The organism is Leucobacter sp. cx-328 (assembly GCF_014530035.1).
In the GTDB taxonomy this organism is placed as follows: domain Bacteria; phylum Actinomycetota; class Actinomycetes; order Actinomycetales; family Microbacteriaceae; genus Leucobacter.
The window spans coordinates 22,216-37,068 of the sequence record NZ_JACVMX010000004.1 but is presented as its reverse complement, the minus strand read 5'-3'; the positions used below and the strand labels follow the sequence as shown (position 1 = coordinate 37,068).

Below are 14,853 nucleotides of genomic sequence, written 5' to 3'. Positions count from 1 at the left end.
GGCAGGCTGAGGGCTAACGTGCTGGGTGCTGACCGCGCGGGCTACCTGACCGCTGCCCGAGCATGTGGTCAAGAACCTCGTCAAGTACCGCGAGACCGTCGCGTACGCCGCCTGGTGAACCCGGCAACGTCATGATGAAGGTTTTACCGGCGAACCCCGCGACCCCGCGGGTAAGTGCAGCATTCGGGGTGACAGTGGCACCCCGTGCCCGAAGTGCCTCGATCAACCCGGGAAGCTGTACTTCGAGCAACGGTGCAACCTGCTCAGGGGTGCCGTCAGACGGTGAGATCCCAGTGCCACCGGTGGTCAACACGAGTGCAGCTTCAGCGTCAATTGCCGCTCGTACCGCGTCGCCAACGGGCCTACCGTCGGCGACGACCGCTGCCACCGGGGTGCTGAACCCCCGGTCGTTGAGCCATTGCACGATGATTGGGCCCGTGAGATCCGCGGCAGTACCGGCAGCTGCGCTCGTCGAAGCCACGATGACGCGTGCCGCGCGTGCGCCCGGCTCAGTTGCGGCGATCACTCGACCGACCAGTCGCCGCTCTTGCCACCCGACTTCGACAGCACACGGGTACTTGAGATCACTGCCTGATGGTCGACAGCCTTGATCATGTCGTACAGAGTAAGCGCAGCAACGCTTGCGGCGGTGAGCGCCTCCATTTCCACGCCGGTGACGCCGCGAACGGTTGCCGAAGCGATGATCCGCACACTTGTTTCGCTCGGTTCAAAATCGATTGCGAGCTTAGTGATGGGAAGCGGGTGGCAGAGAGGAATGAGCTCCCAAGTGCGCTTTGCCGCCATGATGCCCGCGATGCGAGCGGTGCCAAGTGCCTCGCCCTTTGGCAGGTTGCCAGAGACGAGCTGTTTGATGACGTCTGCGCGGGTTTCCAAAATGGCTTCCGCCTGGGCGGTGCGCTTGGTGACTGCCTTCTCGGTGACATCGACCATGTGCGCGCTGCCGTCCTCACGAATGTGGGTGAGGTGCTGCTGGGGTTCGTTAGTCATGGAGTCTCCAGATTTCGACGTCGTCGCCGGTCGAGAGCGCAGAGACTCCCACCGGGATGTGAACAAGAACTTCGGCTGCGGCAAGATCCGCGAGCAGATGGGAGCTTGGTGGCGTGACGCGCACCTGGCCATCTGGCAATAGTCGCCCGCGGCGCAGCTGATGCTTGTGCGCTGGCGAGACGATATCGTGTGCGAGTTGGCGTACCGCTGTCGCGGCCCGGCCAGGCCTGCCAGCATATTCGCGCAGTACGGGCAGCAAGAAGCACTCTGCCGAAAGGGCACAGCTCACCGGGTTGCCAGGGAAACAGAGCGCGGTCATGGTTGCGGTCGCGCCGTCCGCGCTCGGCAACGTCAGCTGGCCTGCGCCCTGTGGCCCACCCGGCTGCATCGCGACGCCAGCGAAGGTCACACCGAAGCCGGTGAACGCATCGCGCACGACCTCGTAGGCGCCAGCGCTGATGCCACCGGAGGTGAGCAGCAAATCACACTCGGCAGCGTTTGCAACAACAACCGCGCGCAGATGCTCGGCGTCGTCTGGCACCCGCTGATGCACCACCTCGGCTCCTGCTTCGCGGAGCAGGGCGCTCAACATCGGAGTATTCGCATCGAAGATTGCGCCGGCTGGCAGCGTGCCTGCCGAGGTTTTCGCGATATCCGAGGCCGTGGACACCTCATCACCCGTCGACACAAGAAGAACCCGTGGGCGCTGGCGTACCGGCGCCATCTGAACGCCCGCGTTTGCAAGCAGACCGATGATTGGGGGCGTGATCCGCGTCCCCGCAGCAACAAGCTGCTCGCCGAGCGCGAGATCAGACCCCGCGTGCCTGACAAACTGATTGGCAGGTGGCGCTTCCGCGAACGAGACCGTGCCAGTCGGCGCGGGGTGACCAGCGCGCTGCAACTCGGTGAAACCTGGCGGGCCCGCCGCCTCGATCGGGATCACCGCGTCGGCACCGATCGGTACCGGCGCCCCGGTCATGACCGGCGCAGCGGTACCTGCAACATGCGTGAGTGGCGGATCACCAGCAGCGGTCGTGTGGCCGATTGTGAGGGTGAACGGCGCTTGACCCACAAAGTCAGCCGTGCGCACGGCGTAGCCATCCATCTGTGAGTTATCGAATGGCGGCAAGGGGAGGGTGCTCGTCAGCGGCTCCGCGATCACGCGGCCGGTGAGCGCGGGGTCGAGTACCGACAGCAACTCTGGCGTCGCGGCCGCACGGGCAGCGAGCACGGGGGCCAGCAAGGCCCGCACAATCTCTGTGTGCTCGGCGAGCGACCGCGGGCCGGCGCAGGTATCAGCAGCGGTCATCATTACCCGCCTGCAAACGCGGGGAGGACGTCGACGGTGTGCTCGTCATTGGGGCCGGTTTCTGTACCGGCAGCGACGAGGGCGCCACCGTCGCGGCGCACGGTGCCGTTTACGAGGAACGACCCCGACTTGAGCACGCGGGCAATCGCGTCGCCGTAGCGAGCGACGAGGTCTGAACGGAGGTCATCGAGAGATGGGAGTTCGCTCGCAAACTCCAAGACCTCTGCATCGCGGCCTGCCGCTTCCGCTGCGGCGGCGAAGTATCTGACGGTGATCTTCGACATGCTGCCATCGTACTGTGCTGGCAGGTCACACTGGCGCTCGCCGCAGTGTGTGCCGCAGGTGTGAATAGCAGTGCCGTGCACACCTAAGATGGGGACATGAACACCGCAAGGATCGCGCCGCTCGTAGAGCCGACCCCTGCGCTCACCGACGAGGCGCGAGCACGCGCTCACCGTCAGATCATTCTGCCTGGCTTCGGCGAGCTCGCTCAGCGGCGCCTGGCAGCGGCTCGGGTGCTCGTGGTCGGGGCCGGTGGCCTTGGCAGCGCGGTGGTTCCGTATCTGGCTGGCGCAGGCATCGGGCGGATCGGGATCATCGACGATGATCTCGTCGAGCTGTCGAACCTGCACCGCCAGGTTTCGCACGGCACGGCAGATATCGGCCGCCCGAAGGTGACCTCGCTCGCCGAGACCGTGCACGCGCTCAATCCCGCAATCTTGGTTGACGAACACCACCTGCGGCTTACGGTGGCGAACGCCCGCGGGATATTCGCCGATTACGATCTCGTGATCGATGGCAGCGATAACTTTGCGACGCGTTATCTCGTAAACGACGCCGCGCATCTCGCGGGCATCCCGCTCGTGTGGGGTGCGATTCTGCAGTACTCGGGGCAGGTGAGTGTTGCGTGGCATGCGAACGGGCCCGGATATCGAGATCTGTTTCCTGATCCGCCCGGTGCAGACGAGGTACTCAACTGCGCAGAGGGCGGCGTGCTCCCTGGGCTCTGCGGCACGGTAGGCTCACTGCTCGCGACCGAGGCTATGAAGCTCATCGCGGGGGTAGGTGATCCGCTCATCGGACGCGTGCTCACGTATGACGCACTCAGCGCCCGTACCCGAGAGATTCCGTACGGCCGTGACCCAGAGGCGGCAGCGATTACCGAGCTCGTTGACCTCGATGTCGCGTGTGCCGTCACTCGTGCTGGAGTATCCCAGGGCAGCGCACCTGATGACGCATCAATTCTTTCCGTCGACTCAGTTGATCTGGCGCGCCTGCTCTCCGATGCCGACGAACGCGCAGCTATCGACCTCATCGATGTCCGCAGTGTGGCAGAGTTTGCGGGCCGCCGCCTCACCGGTGCGCGTCACCACGACGTCAGCCGCATCGAGGCCGGAGATCTGCCCGTGCCAGGCGCTGCAGATCGAGTCACCATCATCTACTGCGAACGTGACCCCCGCTCGATCCGCGCAGCCAGCGCGCTCGCCGCAGCAGGCTGGGAGAACGTGACGTATTTGCGCGGCGGAATCGATGCCTTCGCGCGATCCGCCCCCGACCATATTGTGCGCGGATCAGCCACACCCACGAAAGGCTACTGACGTGTCAGCATCAGAAACTCAAGCAGCGCTCTACGCTCGCGTCACCGAGGACTTGCTTGATGAGACGGCGATCCGTGCTGCGGTGAACGCGGATGAGTGCGGTGCCCTCGTCATGTTTCACGGCATTGTGCGCGACCACGACGGCGGCAAGGGTGTTGCCGCGCTCGATTACCAGGCTCACCCTGATGCCGAGCGTTTCCTGCGAGAGTGTGTCGCTGAGGCAGCTTCCCGCACAGGCTTGCGGCTCGCAGCAGCTCACCGCGTAGGGGCGCTCAAGATTGGCGATGCGGCGCTCGTTGCCGCGGCATCGGCTCCGCACCGGGCAGAAGCGTTCGCCGCGATCGAAGAGCTGGTCGAGCGGATTAAGGCCGAGGTGCCGATCTGGAAGCGCCAGCACTTTGCCGACGGCATTTCTGAGTGGGTTGGGCTGTAGGCCGCACCCGATCCCAAGAAGTACCCGGCGCTCAGTAGCACCGGGCTAGCCCCCGATGTACGACATTTCGATGCGGTCGCGGTTGCCGGAGAGTTCGGCGCGCTGCTCTGAGTAACGGTCGTCACGTACCGCCCACAGCTCGGCGAGAGCCGCGACAATGGTGCGGTGATCCGCGCCCCCGCGAACGAGTGCGCGTAGGTCGAATCCGTGATCGGCGAAGAGGCACGTGAAGATCTGGCCGTCTGCTGAGATGCGGGCGCGCGTGCAGGTTCCGCAGAACGCCCCGGTGACGCTCGAGATGACGCCGATCTCACCGGCGCCGTCACGGTACTTCCAGCGCACGGCGGTCTCGCCAGGCCGCTCGGGTCCGATGCGTTCGAGCGGATGCACCGCGTCAATCGCACGCACGATCTCGGCCGAAGGCACGACCTCATCGAGTTTCCAACCGTTGGATGCACCAACATCCATGTACTCGATGAAACGGAGCGTGTGGCCGGTGCCGCGGAACCGTTCGGCGAGCGGAACAATCTCAGACTCATTCACGCCGCGCTTGATGACGGCATTGATCTTGATCGGTCCGAGGCCGGCATCGGCAGCGGCTGCAATGCCAGCAAAGACGCGGTCGAGCGGGAACCCGACGTCATTCATCTCCCGGAACTTCGCGTCATCGAGCGAATCCACCGACACCGTCACACGGTCGAGCCCGGCGGCCTTGAGCGCCGCGGCCTTCACCGGCAGGGCGGCGCCATTGGTTGTCAGTGCAAGATCTGGCTTGCGTCCGTCAGGGGTGCGGATCGCGGCAAGCCGCTCAATCAACCCCTCGATGCCGCGCCGTAGCAGTGGCTCGCCACCGGTGATGCGCAGCTTGTCAACGCCGAGTTCGACCGCGGCGCGCGCCACGAGTTCGATCTCCTCGAATGTGAGCAACTCTGAGCGTTCCATGAACTGGTAGTCGCGGCCAAAGATTTCCTTTGGCATGCAGTACACACAGCGGAAGTTGCAGCGATCCGTCACCGAGATGCGCAGGTCGCGCAGCCCACGTCCGCGCGCATCGACCAGGCCGGTTGAGGGCAGCTGAGCGATGCGGCGTTGGGAAGTCACGTTGCCATCCTGTCAGGCGTGGTGCGACCGCGCAGCACGACAAGCGCAATGACCGAGACCGAGACGAGCACGAGTGATAGCGCGAGGGCGATGTCTTGCGTCACACCGGCGCCGTTGAACGCGGTGTAGATCGCGAGGGGCACGGTGCGGGTGGTGCCTTCGGCATTGCCGGCGAAGAGCGCGGTTGCGCCGAATTCGCCGAGTGCACGCGTGAACGACATGATCGTGCCGGCAATAAGTCCTGGCGCGATGAGCGGCAGGGTGACGTGCCAGAGCACGGCAGTGGGGGATGCGCCGAGCGTCGACGCGGCCTCCTCGTAGGCAGGATCGAGCGAGCGTAGGGCTCCCTCAACCGAAATCACCAGGAACGGCAGTGCGACAAACGTCTGCGCAATCACGACCGCGGTCATGGTGAAGGGGATGCGGATCCCCAGCTCCGCGAGCCACCCGCCGATGAGACCGTTCCTGCCGAGGAGTGAGAGGAGCGCGAGGCCGCCGACCAGCGGCGGCAACACGAGCGGGAGCGTGACAATCGCCCGCAACCCGGCTGCGAGTAGTCCGGAGGTGCGCGCAAGCACGATCGCGAGCGGGACCCCGAGAGCGAGACAGCACGCGGTTGCGGCGAGCGCGGTCACGATGGAGATGCGCAGCGCGGAGAGCGTTTCCGGTTGTGCGAGGATCTCGGGCAGCGCTGCCCAATTGATCCGTGCGAGGAGTGCAATGAAGGGCAGCAGCAGGAGCGCGCCCGCAAGCACTGCCGGCGCGATGATGATCGCAGGCAGATCCTTGCGGGCGCGGCTGTGCTGGTGGGTCACGCTGCTGGGCCGAACCCGAGCTTTTCGAAGAGCTGCTGTGCTGCTGTGCTGTTCATGAGTTCAGCGAACGCGAGTGCTGCTTCGGGTGATGCGGAGGAGGTGAGCGGCGCAATGAGGTAGCTGCCTGATGCTTCGTTCGAGCCTGCGATTTCGATGCCCTCGACGCCGCCCTCTGAACGGAGCACGTCGGAACGGTAGATGAGGCCGGCGTCGGCTTCGCCAGCTGCAACCTTCGTGAGGACAGCGGTGACGCTCTGCTCTTCGCTTGCCGGGAAGAGGGTGACACCGTCGCGGTCGAGGAGCTTGTGCGATGCTGCGCCGCAGGGCACCTCAGCCGCGCACAGCACGACGACGGGTGTCTCACCGGAGGTGGTCGGCTGTGCGAGTGACGCGAGGTCCGTGATGCCGAGCGGGTTGCCTGGAGCGACTGCGATTTCGAGGCTGCTGGTGGCGAAGGTGATGGGATCGACGGCGTTGAGCTTCTCGTCTGTCACCTTGAGCATGTTTGCTTCGTCTGCCGAGGCGAACACGTCGATTGGTGCGCCCTCGAGGATCTGGGTGGCGAGCACCGAGGAGCCATCGAACGAGAGCGTGATCTTTACATCGGGGTGTTCGGCGGTGAACTGCTCGCTGAGCTCTTCAAATGCGGGCTGCAGGGATGCTGCCGCGGCGACGTTGAGCTCGCCGGTGAGTGAATCTGTCGATTCTGCTGCTGGCTGATCCGCGCCCTTTTCGGTGCTTGCGCAGGCGGTAAGCGACCCGATTGCGACCGCAATTGCAGCGGTGGCGGTGAGTACGCGGCGAACAGGGCGAGAAATGAAACGACGTTGGGTCATGCCTCGCAGTATATCCACGCTCCTCAGACCATTGACGCAGCTCGCAGAGGTCGATAGCTTCGAAGCAGGTGAGTTATCCAGCAGCGTCGCTGGGCACCGAGTGCGCGCGACGATGCGTCACGCAGAAGGGTGTGAGAATGCCGAACTACCGATTCCGCTGTCAGTCAGGGTGCGAATTTGATGCCCTGTTCGCGATGGCCGATGTGCCGCGAGAGACTGAGTGCCGGTCATGCGACAGCACTGCGACTCGACTGGTCTCCGCTCCTCACCTGTCGGGTGCGGGCAGCTCCGCGTATGGACTCATCGACCGAGCGACGCAGAGCGCTCACGAACCGCAGGTGGTGACGGGGTTGCCGACGTCTTCGTCTGGTCCACCTAAGCGTCAACCGGTGACGCGTAACCCCCTGCACGCGAGACTGCCGCGCCCCTAGATACAACGGCGGCTTCGTGAACTGAAGACTTCCGCGTGCAACGACGCCCGCGGGGAATGAGGAAGAAGGTTAGCTCAATGCCCGAACATGTATTTCAGCTGGACTCCAATAAGAAGTTTGTAGACCAGGACAAGCTGGGCCACAACCGCTGGCACCCCGAGATCCCGCCGGTTGCGACGGTGAAGCCGGGTGACAGCTTCCGTGTCGACTGCCGTGAGTGGTTCGACGGTGCGATCAAGAATGATGACTCCGCGCAAGACATCCTGGATGCTCCACTGCTCACCGTGCACACGCTCAGCGGCCCGTTCCGTGTTGAGGGTGCGAAGCCCGGCGACCTACTCATCGTTGACATTCTCGATGTCGGCCCGATCCCGCAGGAGGAAGGTCCGCTTGCTGGCCAGGGCTGGGGTTACACCGGCATTTTTGCGAAGCGCAACGGCGGTAGCTTCCTGACCGACCAGTTCCCTGATGCGTACAAGGCTGTATGGGACTTTGCCGGTCAGACGGCGACCTCGCGGCACATTCCCGGTGTCTCGTTCACCGGCATCATCCACCCGGGTCTCATGGGCACCGCGCCCTCGGCACAGCTGCTCCAGAAATGGAACAAGCGTGAGGGCGACCTCATTGCAACCGATCCGCTGCGCGTTCCACCGCTCGCACTGCCACCTGAGGCAGAGCATGCGATCCTCGGTGGTCTGCCTCGTGACCAGTGGGCGCGCGTCGGCTCGGAAGCTGCCCGCACCGCTCCTCCGCGTGAGAACGGTGGTAACCAGGACATCAAGAATCTCAGCAAGGGCGCTCGTGTGTTCTATCCGGTCTTCGTTGACGGTGCGAACTTCTCGGTGGGTGATCTCCACTTCTCGCAGGGCGATGGCGAGATCACCTTCTGCGGCGCGATTGAGATGGGCGGCTTCATTGACTTGCGCGTCGACATCATCCGCGGCGGTATGGAGACGTATGGCGTGAAGGAAAACGCGATCTTTATGCCGGGCAACGTAGAGCCGCAGTACAGCGAGTGGCTCGCGTTCTCGGGTACGTCGGTCACCCTCGAGGGGGAGCAGCGCTACCTCGACTCGCACCTGTCCTATCAGCGTGCGTGCCTCCACGCAATCGATTACCTCACCAAGTTCGGCTACAGCCCTGAGCAGGCCTACCTCCTGCTCGGTGCGGCACCGATCGAGGGGCGCCTGTCGGGCGTCGTTGACATTCCGAACTCGTGTTCGACCGTCTATCTGCCCACTGCGATCTTCGACTTCGACATTCGTCCGTCGGCGTCGGGTCCCGTGCAGATCGATCCGGGAATCGGTGCACCGCGCGCGAACGCCTAAGCGCTAGCAACAGCGGCTCGCCCGCCGTACCTCCGAAGCTCCCTCGCGACCCGATTACTCGGCGACCGGGGGAGCTTCGTTGGTAATGCGATCCGCCCGACTGTAGACCACCATGGACTCGCCCCGCAGGAAGCCAACAAGCGTGAGCCCTTCGGCCTGCGCAAGGTCCATCGCGAGGGACGAGGGCGCCGAGACCGCCGCGAGCATCGGAATGCCAGCCATGATCGATTTCTGCGTGAGCTCGAAGCTCGCGCGACCAGACACCATGAGCACGCACGAACGCAGCGGCAGACGACCGTTGAGGAGTGCCCAGCCGACGACCTTGTCGACGGCATTGTGGCGGCCAACATCTTCGCGCAGGACGAGTAGCTCACCCGTGCGGCCGTCGAACAGGCCTGCCGCGTGGAGGCCGCCAGTGCGCTCGAAAACGGCCTGTTCTGCGCGGAGCTTGTCAGGGAACGACACGAGCGCTGCAGCCGAGATGGTGAGCGGATCATCCGCCACCCCGAAATGAGACTGCGTATGCACAGCGTCGATGGTTGCCTTGCCGCAGAGCCCACAGGAGCTCGTGGTCGTAAAGTTTCGTTCGAGTGAGGGATCAGGCGGTGCAACACCAGCGGCGAGCGTGACGTCGAGCACGTTGTAGGTGTTCGCCGCGTCACCGAGCGTTGGGGGAGCCGCAAACGGGTTCGCGAGGCCGACCTGACCCAGCAGATTCACGCGGTTGGGGGCAGGCCCGTCGGTGGGTGGCTGATCCGCGCCCCCGCAGAATTGCGCCGTAAAGAAGTGTTCGGGAGCGGATATCACGCCCTCGGAGACGAGGAAGCCAGCGGCCAACTCGACATCGTGGCCGGGCGTGCGCATCGTCACCGCCAGTGGTTTGTTGCCGACGCGGATCTCGAGCGGCTCCTCGACGGTGAGGAAGTCCTTGCGGCGCTTGGGCAGCTCGCCCACAGTAATCCGAGTGATCTGACGTCGTGCGGTGATTCGTGACACAGTTCTTGGATAGCATCGAAACGAGTCCCGTGCCGCGTGGCGCGCGGACGGCAACGAGGCGCGGGCAGCAGCAGGCGCCAATATCGGCTCAAACGGGCGGAGAACGCGATGGCGGGTACAGAATCCCTTATTCCGGCGGCGGATCACCTCAAGTGGATCCTCGCTGAGGTTCCACGGTTGTCCGTCGAGTCCGTCCCGCTCCGTGAGGCTCACGGCCGAACACTCGCTGCTGACGTCGCTGCGCAGCACGACCTGCCGCTGTGGGACAACTCGGCCATGGACGGTTACGCCGTGCGCGCCGTCGACCTTGCCGCGGCAAGCGCGACAGCACCGGTTGGGTTGCGCATCATCGGCGAGGTGGCAGCGGGTAGCGCCGCTGATCCCGCGATCGCACCGGGGGAGTGTGTCCGCATCATGACCGGGGCGCCGCTGCCCACAGACGCAGACGCAATCGTTCCGGTAGAGGCTGGAGTTGGCAAAGACGGGCCAGGCGAGTGGGCGCACGACTCGGTGTCGTTCAGTGCTGTCCCAAGGCCGGGCGCTCATGTGCGGCGCCGCGGTGAAGACGTGACGGCTGACATGTCCATCGCTGCTGCGGGAGATCCGCTCACCGCCATGCGCATCGCCGCGCTCGCCGCCGCTGGTGTGGGGAGTGTCGCTGTGCACCGCGCGCCCCGGGTCGCCGTGATTGCGACTGGCTCGGAGCTACAGGCGCCGGGAACCCAGCTCGCCCGAGGCCAGATTTCAGAGTCAAACTCGCTCCTCATCGTGAGCCTGCTCGCGGAAGCCGGAATCGGGGCCATCGTGCACGCCGTGAGTGCAGACGACCCAGATTCATTCGGGGCGCGGATCAGCCACCTCGCCAGCGAGGTGGACGTCATCATCACGACCGGCGGCGTCGGTCCAGGCGCGCACGACATCGTGCGCATTGCGCTTGCTGCCGAACCCGAAGTGCGCGCCGTGCGCGTTGCTGTGAAGCCCGGTCAGCCGCAGTGTGCTGGACGCCTGGCCGGTGGTGCATGGATCTTCGCGCTCCCAGGCAACCCCGGCAGCGCAGCGACCTCGTTCGAACTGTTTGTCAGGCCGGCCCTCCTGCGGATGCAGGGGCGGACGGTCGTCGATCGCGTGCGGGTGCCCGTGCGCGCTGGCGTTGACTGGCGCGGATCGCGTGGCCGGCTGCAGGTGCTGCCGATCCGCCTGGAAGCGAGCGAAGCCGGGCTCGAGTGCGTGCCGGCCGTGCATGAGCGTCGAGTCTCGCACGCGGTTAGCAGCGGCGGCGGTGCCGCGGGTTACGCGCTCGTGCCACCCGAACATGGCGATGTGCGCGCGGGCGATGTCGTGGACGTGATTCTCGTCGGAGGTGCAGTGTGAGCGCGCATGCTTCGCTCAGTGCGATCGTGCTCGCGGGTGGGCGCGGATCCCGCCTCGGCGCAGACAAGGCTCGCGTGGTGGTCGGCGGGGAAACGCTGCTCGCGCGGGTGATTGCTGCCGTGCGCGGTGGTGCGGTGACGTCGGAGGTCATTGTGGCTGGTCCGGCAGCAGTGGTGCCAGACGGGTGCATCGGGGTACGTGAGGAGCCAGCCTTTGGTGGGCCGCTCGCGGCACTGGCGGCCGCTCTGCCTCGGGTAACCGCCGATCGGGTACTCGTGCTCGCGTGTGATCTCGTGCGGCCGGCAGCGGTCGTAGCGTTGCTCACAGACGCGGATTTGGGCGAGGGCGAGGCAGTTGTCCTCACAGATCCCGACGGGCGTCCGCAGTGGCTCGCCGGAAACTACTGTGTGAGGACGCTTCATGCCGCAGTCGCTGAGGTCGAAGCTCGCGAGGGAAGCGTCGTGAACCTACCGTTGCGCGCGGTGACCGGCGCGCTCGACGTGCGGTGGCTCGATGCTTCGGCGGCGGCCACGGCCGACATCGATACGCCGGCAGACCTTGCGGCAGCACAGCGGGCGGCAGAAACGGAACGCACCGCAGCAACAGGAGGAGTAGAGAATGTCTGACAGCAAGCATCTTCCACCGGCAGCACTCGACGAATGGTTGGCGGCTGCGGCGGCCGAGATCGGCGTGACCGATGACAACGTCGAGCTCGACACCGAGACCACGCGTATCGTGTTGCACGCGGCGAAGCTCATCGCGCGAAACGTGGCTCGTCCTGCGGCGCCGCTGAGCACATTCCTGCTCGGAGTGGCCGTTGGGGCTGCTGGCGATCCGCTCGCCCTGAAGGCCCTTGCGGGTCAGCTTGGCGAACTCGTGCTCGGCTGGGAGGATCGTGCTGCTTCTGACAGCAACGACGCTCCCCAGCCGGGCACGAGTAGCTACTGAGGCGCATCCTGGTGCGCCTGCAATGCTAGTTGCCGAGCACCTTTTGGTAGGCCTGGGCGAACTTGTTGTCCTCCTGTGAGGAGAGCGAACGCATGTCGTAGATGCGCTTTGACATTTCCTCATCCGGGAAGATGAGCGGGTTGTCTGCCATCTCGGGGTTCAGCTTTGCCATCGCGTCGCGTGCACCCTTGACCGGGGTCACGTACTGGACGTACTCCGCGACCTGCGCCGCGACCTCAGGCTCGTAGTAGTAATCGACGAGCTTGTGGATGTCGTCGACGGGAACTGCGGTTTCTGGCATGCAGAACGAGTCGATGAAGAGCGGGGAGCCCGACTCGGGGACCACGAACTTCCAGATCTCCTCGCCGGCTTCCTCATTGAGCATTGCGATATCGCCCGACCAGCACATCGCGGCGAGCACGCTGCCGTTCTGCAAGTCCTGCGTGTACGAGTTGCCCTTCACATTGAAGACCTGACCGCGAGCGATCTGCTCCTCAACGACAGCGAGCGCAGCGTTGAACTCGTCGTCACCCCATTCGCCGGCAATGTCGACGCCCTGCTCGAGCATGATGAGACCGAGGGTGTCGTCCTGCTCTGAGAGCAGGCTGATCTTGCCCTTGAGGTCTGCTGCCCAGAGATCCGAAACGGTCTTGACACCCTTCGGGTACAGCTGCGCGTTGTAGCAGAGGCCGGTCATGCCGCCCTGGAAGGGGATAGCCCATTCGCGATTCGGGTCAAACGTCGCGTGCTTGAAGATGTCGATCATCTCAGCCTCGACGTGAGGCATGAGCGCGCGGTCAAACTGCAGCAGTTGATCCTGCTCGAAGATGCGTACGAGCGATGAGTCGGTCAGCGTGAACAGGTCGTAACCGGTGTCCTGCTTGAGCTTCAGCTGATCCTTGATCTTGCCGATGAAGGTCTTGTTGTCGTCGACGTCCTCGAAGTACTGGACATCAATGCCGGTCTTCTCGATGAACGCATTGAGCGTGGGGTAGTCCTGGGTGTCCTCGTCGAAATCCAGGTAGTAGGTCCAGCTCGCCCAGCGAATCTGTCCCTCCTTGCCGCTCGCATCCGCGCAACCCGTGAGCGACGTTGCTCCGAGGGCTGCAGCACCAACACCGAGACCGGTGAACAGCTGGCGACGGCTGACCTGCCGGGACTTTGCTGCCCGCACCAGGCTGGCGATGATGGGATCGTTAGGCTCACTTCGCATGTCTCCTCCTTTGGAGATACTTTGTACTGCCCAAGCAGTCTCTCAGAGACCGCGAACGATGTCTCGTATTTTCGTGACGAGTGTCTCGTTTCCCGCAAACAACAGCGGTTCGCCAGGAGCCGTCTGCTCATCGGCACCGAGAATCATTGCGCCCGCCTCGCTCGCGATGAGGGCGCCAGCCGCGTAGTCCCACGGTTGCAGTCCCTTCTCGTAAAAGGCATCCACGCGGCCAGCAGCGAGTGAGCACAAATCGTACGCTGCCGCCCCGAGACGTCGAATATCGCGGATCCTTGGGAGTAGCCGGGTGAGCAGCACAAGCTGCTCGTGCTTTCGTTCGACCGTGTAGCCAAAGCCAGTGGCGACGAGTGCGTGGGCGGGCGTTGCCACGTCACTCACGTTGAGAACGGAACCGTTGAGACGCGATCCGCCGCCAGTGTGTGCCGAAAAGAGCTCATCAAAGCGTGGCGCATACACCGCACCCGCGACCGCACGGCGACCATCAGCGAAGGCGAGCGGATCAGCGACGGTCGCCGCAATGCTCACCACGTATGCCGGCTGATCGTAGAGATAGTTCACGGTGCCATCGATCGGGTCAATAACCCAGGTGATGCCGCTTGCGCCTTCTGCGGAGGCACCCTCTTCGCCAAGGATGCCGTCATCTGGCCGTGCCGCACGGAGCGCGGCAGTGATGCGTGCCTCGGTCGCACGATCAGCGTAGGTCACGATATCGATGTCGCTCGACTTCGTCGCGGCAACGCTCACGCCTTCGGCGCGCATACGCATAGCCTCGATTCCTGCCTCGCGGGCGAGTGTTGCGGCGAGTGATTCAAGCTCGGGAAGGGCGGCTTGGAGTGCTGTGGGCGTCAGGTATGCCATGCCTCGAGCCTAGTGAGGTGAGTAGCGTGCTAAATAGTGGTAAGGTAGTCAGGTTGCCGTAATAACGGCCGCGGATTAAGAGAGCTAGAACATTCTGTTACTAGCGCCGCGCAGCAATCGAAAGGGGATCTCCATGGCACTCGCAGCAGACGTCAAGAAGGCGATCATGGAAGAATACGCAACCACTCCGGGCGACACGGGTTCCCCCGAGGTCCAGGTTGCACTTCTCACCAAGCGCATCAAGGATCTCACCGAGCACCTCAAGGACCACAAGCACGATCACCACTCGCGCCGTGGCCTCCTTCTCCTCGTTGGTCAGCGCCGTCGTCTCCTGGGCTACCTCCAGAAGACTGACATCACCCGCTACCGTTCGCTCATCGAGCGTCTCGGCCTCCGCCGATAAGTAGCTTCTGACTTCCGGTGATCGCCGGACTGTCTGAACAACGCCCCGTGGCTTCCGAGCCCGGGGCGTTGTTGTATCTTCGGGTCGTTTTGCTCATATCGGCAGAGGTGATCGCCGTTTGATGACGCTCCAACGCAGGGCAGGGGCTGCTCCCAAATGAGAGCGGCCCCTGCCCTGCGAAAGCGCC

The 14,853-nt window shown here is 64.3% G+C and carries 18 protein-coding genes; 8 read left to right on the top strand and 10 right to left on the bottom strand.

Annotated elements, in window-relative coordinates:
* Positions 1–13: 13 nt before the first annotated feature.
* Genes ICL81_RS06900 through ICL81_RS06885 form a run of 4 tightly spaced genes read right to left on the bottom strand, consistent with a single transcriptional unit; the run spans position 14 to position 2,601 of the window.
* Positions 14–526 carry a MogA/MoaB family molybdenum cofactor biosynthesis protein gene (locus ICL81_RS06900; protein ID WP_188034202.1) on the bottom strand — a complete coding sequence of 171 codons (513 nt, stop codon included), beginning with the start codon at positions 524–526 and terminating at the stop codon, positions 14–16.
* On the bottom strand, positions 523–1,008 hold the full coding sequence (moaC, locus tag ICL81_RS06895) for a cyclic pyranopterin monophosphate synthase MoaC (protein ID WP_188034201.1): 486 nt from the start codon (positions 1,006–1,008) through the stop codon (positions 523–525). Before moaC ends, ICL81_RS06900 begins: the two co-directional genes overlap by 4 nt.
* Positions 1,001–2,320, bottom strand: coding sequence for a gephyrin-like molybdotransferase Glp (gene glp, locus ICL81_RS06890; RefSeq protein ID WP_188034200.1), 1,320 nt, complete (start codon positions 2,318–2,320; stop codon positions 1,001–1,003). Before glp (ICL81_RS06890) ends, moaC begins: the two co-directional genes overlap by 8 nt.
* Positions 2,320–2,601 (bottom strand): MoaD/ThiS family protein, encoded by a 282-nt coding sequence (locus tag ICL81_RS06885; protein WP_188034199.1) that lies wholly within the window; start codon positions 2,599–2,601, stop codon positions 2,320–2,322. Before ICL81_RS06885 ends, glp (ICL81_RS06890) begins: the two co-directional genes overlap by 1 nt.
* A 96-nt stretch (positions 2,602–2,697) precedes the next feature.
* Between ICL81_RS06885 and ICL81_RS06880 the strand changes: the two genes are divergently transcribed.
* Together ICL81_RS06880 and ICL81_RS06875 are read left to right on the top strand one after the other, a co-directional pair.
* Complete coding sequence (locus ICL81_RS06880) at positions 2,698–3,915, top strand: ThiF family adenylyltransferase (RefSeq protein WP_188034198.1); 1,218 nt, start codon at positions 2,698–2,700, stop codon at positions 3,913–3,915.
* A gap of 1 nt (position 3,916) precedes the next feature.
* Positions 3,917–4,348, top strand: coding sequence for a molybdenum cofactor biosynthesis protein MoaE (locus ICL81_RS06875; protein ID WP_353055453.1), 432 nt, complete (start codon positions 3,917–3,919; stop codon positions 4,346–4,348).
* A gap of 45 nt (positions 4,349–4,393) precedes the next feature.
* Here ICL81_RS06875 and moaA read toward each other — a convergent pair whose 3' ends face one another.
* Genes moaA through modA form a run of 3 tightly spaced genes read right to left on the bottom strand, consistent with a single transcriptional unit; the run spans position 4,394 to position 7,100 of the window.
* Complete coding sequence (gene moaA / locus ICL81_RS06870) at positions 4,394–5,449, bottom strand: GTP 3',8-cyclase MoaA (protein ID WP_353055452.1); 1,056 nt, start codon at positions 5,447–5,449, stop codon at positions 4,394–4,396.
* Complete coding sequence (locus tag ICL81_RS06865) at positions 5,446–6,264, bottom strand: ABC transporter permease (protein WP_353055451.1); 819 nt, start codon at positions 6,262–6,264, stop codon at positions 5,446–5,448. Before ICL81_RS06865 ends, moaA begins: the two co-directional genes overlap by 4 nt.
* On the bottom strand, positions 6,261–7,100 hold the full coding sequence (modA, locus tag ICL81_RS06860; protein WP_188034196.1) for a molybdate ABC transporter substrate-binding protein: 840 nt from the start codon (positions 7,098–7,100) through the stop codon (positions 6,261–6,263). Before modA ends, ICL81_RS06865 begins: the two co-directional genes overlap by 4 nt.
* A 137-nt stretch (positions 7,101–7,237) precedes the next feature.
* On the opposite strand from modA, the gene ICL81_RS06855 reads away from it, so the two are divergent.
* Together ICL81_RS06855 and fmdA are read left to right on the top strand one after the other, a co-directional pair.
* The gene (locus ICL81_RS06855; RefSeq protein WP_188034195.1) at positions 7,238–7,531 is read left to right on the top strand and encodes an FmdB family zinc ribbon protein; all 294 of its coding nucleotides are present in this window, start codon (positions 7,238–7,240) and stop codon (positions 7,529–7,531) included.
* A gap of 77 nt (positions 7,532–7,608) precedes the next feature.
* Complete coding sequence (fmdA, locus tag ICL81_RS06850) at positions 7,609–8,859, top strand: formamidase (protein ID WP_188034194.1); 1,251 nt, start codon at positions 7,609–7,611, stop codon at positions 8,857–8,859.
* Positions 8,860–8,913: 54 nt separating this feature from the next.
* Here fmdA and fdhD read toward each other — a convergent pair whose 3' ends face one another.
* On the bottom strand, positions 8,914–9,855 hold the full coding sequence (fdhD, locus tag ICL81_RS06845) for a formate dehydrogenase accessory sulfurtransferase FdhD (protein WP_188034193.1): 942 nt from the start codon (positions 9,853–9,855) through the stop codon (positions 8,914–8,916).
* A gap of 108 nt (positions 9,856–9,963) precedes the next feature.
* Between fdhD and glp (ICL81_RS06840) the strand changes: the two genes are divergently transcribed.
* From glp (ICL81_RS06840) to ICL81_RS06830, 3 genes are read left to right on the top strand one after another with little or no spacing between them, the layout of a single operon-like run.
* The gene (glp, locus tag ICL81_RS06840) at positions 9,964–11,226 is read left to right on the top strand and encodes a gephyrin-like molybdotransferase Glp (protein WP_188034192.1); all 1,263 of its coding nucleotides are present in this window, start codon (positions 9,964–9,966) and stop codon (positions 11,224–11,226) included.
* Positions 11,223–11,852: an NTP transferase domain-containing protein gene (locus tag ICL81_RS06835; RefSeq protein WP_188034191.1), complete on the top strand. Its 630-nt coding sequence runs from the start codon at positions 11,223–11,225 to the stop codon at positions 11,850–11,852. Before glp (ICL81_RS06840) ends, ICL81_RS06835 begins: the two co-directional genes overlap by 4 nt.
* The gene (locus ICL81_RS06830; protein ID WP_188034190.1) at positions 11,845–12,174 is read left to right on the top strand and encodes a DUF6457 domain-containing protein; all 330 of its coding nucleotides are present in this window, start codon (positions 11,845–11,847) and stop codon (positions 12,172–12,174) included. Before ICL81_RS06835 ends, ICL81_RS06830 begins: the two co-directional genes overlap by 8 nt.
* A gap of 25 nt (positions 12,175–12,199) precedes the next feature.
* On the opposite strand, the gene ICL81_RS06825 is transcribed toward ICL81_RS06830, so the two are convergent.
* Positions 12,200–13,387, bottom strand: a complete 1,188-nt coding sequence (locus ICL81_RS06825; RefSeq protein WP_188034189.1) for a PotD/PotF family extracellular solute-binding protein — start codon at positions 13,385–13,387, stop codon at positions 12,200–12,202.
* A gap of 42 nt (positions 13,388–13,429) precedes the next feature.
* Positions 13,430–14,263: an inositol monophosphatase family protein gene (locus ICL81_RS06820; protein WP_188034188.1), complete on the bottom strand. Its 834-nt coding sequence runs from the start codon at positions 14,261–14,263 to the stop codon at positions 13,430–13,432.
* A gap of 133 nt (positions 14,264–14,396) precedes the next feature.
* Between ICL81_RS06820 and rpsO the strand changes: the two genes are divergently transcribed.
* A complete protein-coding gene (rpsO, locus tag ICL81_RS06815) occupies positions 14,397–14,666 on the top strand; it encodes a 30S ribosomal protein S15 (RefSeq protein WP_188023774.1) in 270 nt (89 codons plus the stop codon).
* Positions 14,667–14,853: the final 187 nt, after the last annotated feature.